This is a genomic window from Oleiphilus sp. HI0128, assembly GCF_001635365.1.
This window is the reverse complement of the sequence record NZ_LWGG01001061.1, coordinates 1-4,270: the sequence shown is the minus strand read 5'-3', so window position 1 is coordinate 4,270 and position 4,270 is coordinate 1. Positions and strand designations below refer to the sequence as shown.

General features: G+C 45.0%; 3 protein-coding genes. All 3 read left to right on the top strand.

The window, feature by feature from the left end; all coding sequences use genetic code 11:
• Window positions 1-2,821: DUF748 domain-containing protein (locus A3763_RS18090; RefSeq protein WP_231872241.1), on the top strand; the 2,821-nt coding region annotated here is incomplete at its 5' end.
• 26 nt (window positions 2,822-2,847) lie between these two features.
• The gene (yfbR, locus tag A3763_RS18085; RefSeq protein WP_068508671.1) at window positions 2,848-3,450 is read left to right on the top strand and encodes a 5'-deoxynucleotidase; all 603 of its coding nucleotides are present in this window, start codon (window positions 2,848-2,850) and stop codon (window positions 3,448-3,450) included.
• Window positions 3,451-3,495: 45 nt separating this feature from the next.
• On the top strand, window positions 3,496-4,270 hold a 775-nt coding region (locus tag A3763_RS18080; protein ID WP_068760294.1), incomplete at its 3' end, for a zinc-binding alcohol dehydrogenase family protein.

The following is a 4,270-nucleotide window of genomic DNA, read 5'->3' as shown; positions in this document are numbered from 1 at the left end:
CACTCTAGAGGGTTACACTGTGTCGACCATCCTTAATTTCAAATCCAAGAAGTTCTGGCTCATTCTTTTCTTTTTAATCTACAGTGTATTCGGCTGGTTTGCTGTACCTTATATTGTTAAGCAGCAGGCCATCAACTCCCTTAAGGATATTGCAGCCTGGGATACGCAAATCGAATCAGTTGTTTTCAACCCTTACGCACTATCTCTAGCCGTTCACGGTTTCCAAGCTAAGGATGAGTTCCAGCAAGATAGCGTCAGCTTTGATCGATTCTACGTCAACTTTAGCGCCCTCGGTTCATTGGGGGGGCGCATAGCTTTTGATGAAGTCAGTTTGACGAGGCCTAGTATCAATGCTCAGCTTGACGAGCAAGGTCTGTTAAATTTCCAGCGTGACTTTGTAAAAGCTGACAGCGAGGCAGCGCCAGAGGAAGTCGATAACTCAGAGCCTTTAGCCTTCTTTTTCGGCCTGATCTCTATCTCTCATGGACTGGTCAACTTTACCGATCGCTCTAGCGATGAAACCTTTATGCTAAAGCTTGAGCCTCTCAATCTCGCATTAAAGGACTTCTCGACAGACCATAATGATGGTGGCAACTACTCACTAAACCTCTCACTAGGCCAGGGTCAAGAGCTTTCATGGAAGGGACAAATTGGCATTGCCCCTTTTTCTTCTAAAGGCTCTTTGGCCTTGAGCAATCTTCGCTCTTCAAGCTTCTGGCATTACGTCAAACCTTTCTCTCCCTACTCACTTAATAACGCACTAATTTCACTAGAAGGCAGCTACGATACTGAATTTAGTGACCAGAGATCACACCTGCTGATCGAAACTGGCTCGGTGTCGCTTTCTCAGATTGCCTTGGCTGAGACTCAAGATACAGAGAGCTTATTTACACTCGATTCAGTGTCGCTTAGCCCTATCAATTTTAATCTGGAAGAACGTACAGCTAAGCTGGGCAACTTGCTAATAGAAAAGCCCGTGTTATTTGCTAAAAAGGATGAGACCTCACAAATAAATTTGCTACGTCCACTTCAACAAGAAAAGCTTGCTACTGATACCAACGAAAGTGAGGCCTCAGAGCCTATAGCAAAAACCAGCAACGACACAAGTCACTCGACTCAGGAAGCACCTTTCAAGTGGTCAGTGACATCGATAAAGCTAAAAGAAGGGCTGATCAATTGGCAAGACGCTAGCCTGGAAACACCCGCCGATATAAGTCTCGAAAATATATACCTTGAGCTTGGAAAGGTCTCCTACGAACTTGATAAAGCCTTTTCCTATAATGCTTCCTTTAATACCGGAGGGGCCAAGCAAAGTCTTTCAGGCCAATTGGCTGCCTTACCACTCAATGTCGAAGGTGATCTTTCACTTTCAGCCCTGCCATTACACTGGTCACAACCATATATAGGTGAGCAACTCAATGTGCTGCTTGAACAAGGTCAACTGGATCTATCATCAAACTATCAATTAAGCATGACAGACTCAGGCTTGTCTGGAGAAATCACTAGCAATACTTCAGTCAATAACCTTGATATAAAGGAGAGTATTGAAAGACAAGAGGTAGCCGGCTTCAAGACCTTCGCTCTAAAAGGCGTCAAGCTTAAGCTGGCAGGCGAGCAGCAAGCCCCTTCAATTTCAGTTGAAACAGTACAAATTTCCAAGCCCTATGCGAGAGCTAAAATCTCTGAAAAAGGCGAGATGAGCCTGGCTCAACTAAGTAAATCAAAACCGAGTGAGACAGAAGAAGGAAACACTGTAACAGAAGATCATTCGCAAGAAGAGCACAAAAGCGAAACAGCAGGAGAACAAGACCAAGCAAGTCAGCCTGCGAATATTGCCATCAATCGAATTATTATTGAAGAAGGCCGCTTCGACTATATCGATGCTTCATTAACACCGGTTTTTAATACTTATGTCGAGCAATTCTCCGGCGACATCACTAATATTTCTTCAGACATTGATGCCCACTCAAAAGTAGCACTATCTGGAAACCTCGATACCTATGGAAAAATTGCCATTAATGGCACAACTAACCCACTCAGCGCTCAACCTAATACTGCCTTAGATATTCAGGTCAACAATATTGACCTAAGTACCGCCAGTCCATATTCGGCTAAGTATGCTGGCTACCTGATCGATAAAGGCAAGTTGGATCTTGACCTGGCTTACGACATCAAGGGCTCTAAGCTGAAAGCGGACAATAAAGTCTTTATAGATCAATTTAACTTTGGAAAGTCTGTCGATAGCCCCGATGCCACAGTCTTACCACTTCCTCTGGCTATAGGTATTATGAAAAACCTCGATGGTGAAATAGATATCGACCTACCAATTAGTGGAGACTTGAGTGACCCGAGCTTCAGCTTTGGCGGCGTACTGCTAACAGCTTTCACAAACCTGATTACCAAAGTGGTAACCAGCCCTTTCTCTATCCTAGGCTCCTTGGTTGAAGGTTCTGATGACATATCATCTGTGAATTTTTCTGCTATGTCTTCGTCAATCGATGCGCTTGAAAGTGAGAAGATTCTTAAGCTTGCTGAAGCTTTGAAGAAGCGTCCTAATTTAAGTATTGAAGTACGGGGCGTAGCAGATAGAAGTGTCGATCTAGAACCTGGTGGGCAGGTGCTTGGCGAAGATAAACTAGCAGTGCTTGCGAAGAGTAGGGCACTGGCCATCGCTAGTTCCTTGGTGGAGATTGGCGGAATTCCAGAGCAACGGATATTCACCCTCGAACCTAAAGTTGTCACGAGTGAAGCCTCAAAAGAGTCCCCGTCTGCCGAACAGGCTCCGACAGTAGCCTCGATTTTTACAATCAAGCCCAACTAAACCCATTCGCAAACATAGAGAAAGCCATGCACAAAACTATTAGCCACTTCTTCGCCTATGTCAGCCGGCTTAAATGGATTAAACGTTGGAGTCTAATGCGTAATGCAATTCATGAGGATGTCGCGGTGCACTCATGGGAAGTCGCTACGATAGCTCATATCTTGGCAATCATTCATAACAAAGACTGCGATCTAAATAATAAAATAGATGCAAACCATTTGGCTGTCGTTGCGCTTTATCATGATGCGACAGAAGTCATCACTGGCGACATGCCTACACCGGTAAAATATCACTCCGAGGCGATGCGTACCGCTTACAAAGGGGTCGAAGAGAAAGCACAGCATGAGTTGCTTGCCCTGCTGCCTGCTTCCTTGCATCAAGATTTTAGTAGTATCCTGCTTGAAGATACGCTCCCGGAGCACTACCTGGTTTTGCTCAAAGCCGCTGACCGACTTTCCGCTCTTCTTAAATGCCGGGCAGAATTGCGTGCAGGAAACCGCGAGTTTGAACAAGCTGAACAGGAAATCAGTTCACGCCTTAATGATATGAACCTTGCACCAGTACACTACTTTCTTGAAGTTTTTGCTCCCGGCTATGATATGTCGCTTGATAACTTGCTGGATGCCTAGTGTTTTGCCATGATTGTTTAATCAAAACCCCAGAGTGATAACCTTATGAAAGCGATTGGCCTAAACCAATATCTAGCAATTGAAGACCCTGAAAGCTTAATCGACTTCGAAGCGAATATGCCTCACCCCACCGCGCACGACCTACTAGTTAAAATCGAAGCCATTAGCGTCAACCCTGTTGATACAAAGGTTCGGGGGCCAAAATCGCAAACTCTAGAAGAGACCAAAATACTTGGTTGGGACGCTTGTGGTGTAGTCGTTTCCGTAGGTGAAAGCGTCACCCTTTTTAGCCCTGGTGACAGGGTGTTCTATGCCGGCGATATTACACGGCAAGGTTGCAATAGTGAGTTTCATTTAGTCGATGAAAACATCGTAGGTTATGCACCACGCTCCCTTGATTCAGCTAATGCCGCAGCCCTTCCACTCACAGCAATTACGGCCTGGGAAGCCCTTTTTGAAAGGTTAAATATTTCAATTGATGGCTCAAGAGCAGAACACGCCAAACCCACGATTTTAATTATCGGTGGTGCAGGCGGTGTTGGTTCGATCGCCACTCAAATCGCCACAAAGCTTGCCGGGCTTGAAGTTATCGCAAGCGCGTCTCGCCCTGAAAGCAAAGCTTGGTGCGAGAAAATGGGTGCCAAACATGTAATCGATCATAGCAAAGCTTTAGATAAACAACTTTCTGATATTGGTATTCCTAGCGTTGATTATATTCTCTGCTGTAATAGCACCGATCAATACTTCGATCTTATGATAGACGTAATCAAACCGCTTGGAAGAATCTGCTGCATTGTTGACAATACGGCCCCCTTGGAAA

Coding starts and splice junctions, on each gene's coding strand:
- yfbR (WP_068508671.1), top strand. CDS start 2,848: ATGCACAAAACTATTAGCCACTTCTTCGCCTATGTCAGCCGGCTTAAA.